Raw genomic sequence first — 1,510 nt, 5'->3', positions numbered from 1 at the left:
GGCGGCGACCTCTCGGTGGCCGCGTACACCGCGGTGGTCTGCACGGGCCTGTCGGCGGCCCGCGCGCTGGAGGAGGCCGCCGCCTGGTGCCGGCAGGCTCCCGAGGCCGAAGTGCACTCACTGGCCTGGGCGAGAGTGCCCGGCCACCGCGACGACGTCTTCGAGTACCGGGTCACCCTCGCCGTCAGCTTCCCCGACCACGAGACCGGCGAACACGTCGGCGACACCCACCACGCCCGGCGCTGACCCCTGGTGCCGGAGCGGCCGACCGGCGGGGTCCGCGCCGGGTCCCGCCGTCGTTACACTCCTCGCCATGGGCACTCGGGGGACGAACGATCCAGCCGTAGCGGAGCGTGAACCGCCGGCCGGCGCGGCGGTGGTGATCACGGTGCTGGCCGGGATCTGGGGCGGCGTGCTGCTGCTGGCCGTGCTGTACGGTCTGGGCTGGACCGTCCCCGGCCTCGGCTGGCTGATCGCCAAGGGCGCCGTGAAGCTCGGGGTCGCCGGCGTGGTCGGCCTCACGGCCGCCGTCGCCTGGCTCCGGGCCCGCCGCGCGGGTCGGGGACCGGGCGCTTCCTAGGGTCCGTCTCAGGACTGCGCGGCCGCGCACTCCACGTGGCCCCAGCTGCTCCCGACCTTGGTGATCTTGTCGCCCTTGGCGTACGGGCGGGAGCACGGGCAGGTGCCGGGGAACCGGGCGGAGAGCGTCGGCGCCTTGCCGGAGCCGGCGGAAGCGCCGGAGCCGCCCGGGGTGCGGCGCTTGGCGGTCGCCGCGGCGGGGGCGCGCCGGGACCGGGCCGGGGAGCCGGTGACCTGGTCCGGCACGGGCAGGTCGGCGGCGGTCCCGCCGGCCGCCTCCTGGGTGCGGGCGGCGTCGCTGGCGGCCTTGTCGGCGATGGCGTTCAGCGGATCGCCGTCCACCTGGTGGGCGGGCACGTAGACGAACTCGACCTCCCGCCCCTCCAGGAGCCCGTCGATCCGCTGGATCAGCTCCTGGTTGGCCACCGGCTTGCCCGCGGCGGTCTTCCAGCCGTTGCGCTTCCAGCCCTTCAGCCACTTGGTCACGGCGTCACGGGTGTACGTGCTGTCCAGCCGGACCTCCAGCGGCACGGCGGAGTCCGTGGCGGCCAGCAGCCGCTCCAGGGCCGTGAGCTCACCCACGTTGTTGGTGCTGTGCCCGAGCGGGCCGGCCTGCCAGCGCTGCGGCGCGCCCGTGCCGTCGGCCACCACGTACGCCCAGGCCGCCGGGCCCGGGTTCCCCTTGGCCGCCCCGTCACAGGCGGCGATGATTCGGTCGTTCATCCTGCGATCATGCCAGGATCCGGGGACGCCCCTCGAACCGCGCGACGGGCGCCCGGGCTCAGGGCACCAGCACGAGCCGCCCGCGCAGACCGCCCCGCGCGAGCCTGTGGTGCGCGGCCTCGGCCCGCTCCAGCGGCAGGGTGCCGGCCACCCGGAGCGCCAGCTCCCCGCGCGCGGCCAGCTCCGCGAGCCCGGCGAGCGCGGCGCC

Annotated in this window: 4 protein-coding genes; 2 read left to right on the top strand and 2 right to left on the bottom strand. The window is 76.6% G+C overall.

Features of this window, described 5'->3' with window-relative positions; genetic code table 11:
- Both ABD308_RS25185 and ABD308_RS25180 read left to right on the top strand, forming a co-directional pair.
- A partial coding sequence (locus tag ABD308_RS25185) for a hypothetical protein (protein ID WP_344338851.1) occupies positions 1-246 on the top strand: 246 nt, incomplete at its 5' end.
- Positions 247-313: 67 nt separating this feature from the next.
- The gene (locus ABD308_RS25180; RefSeq protein ID WP_344338849.1) at positions 314-580 is read left to right on the top strand and encodes a hypothetical protein; all 267 of its coding nucleotides are present in this window, start codon (positions 314-316) and stop codon (positions 578-580) included.
- Between the two features lie 8 nt (positions 581-588).
- Here the strand turns inward: ABD308_RS25180 and ABD308_RS25175 are convergent, their stop codons facing one another.
- Together ABD308_RS25175 and ABD308_RS25170 are read right to left on the bottom strand one after the other, a co-directional pair.
- Positions 589-1,302: a ribonuclease H family protein gene (locus ABD308_RS25175; protein ID WP_344338848.1), complete on the bottom strand. Its 714-nt coding sequence runs from the start codon at positions 1,300-1,302 to the stop codon at positions 589-591.
- Between the two features lie 58 nt (positions 1,303-1,360).
- Positions 1,361-1,510: zinc-binding dehydrogenase (locus tag ABD308_RS25170; RefSeq protein WP_344338862.1), on the bottom strand; the 150-nt coding region annotated here is incomplete at its 5' end.

Origin of the sequence: Kitasatospora putterlickiae (genome assembly GCF_039527695.1) — a bacterium.
GTDB lineage: Bacteria > Actinomycetota > Actinomycetes > Streptomycetales > Streptomycetaceae > Kitasatospora > Kitasatospora putterlickiae.
The sequence above is the reverse complement of the archived record's forward strand: the minus strand, read 5'-3'. Positions and strand labels throughout refer to the sequence as shown.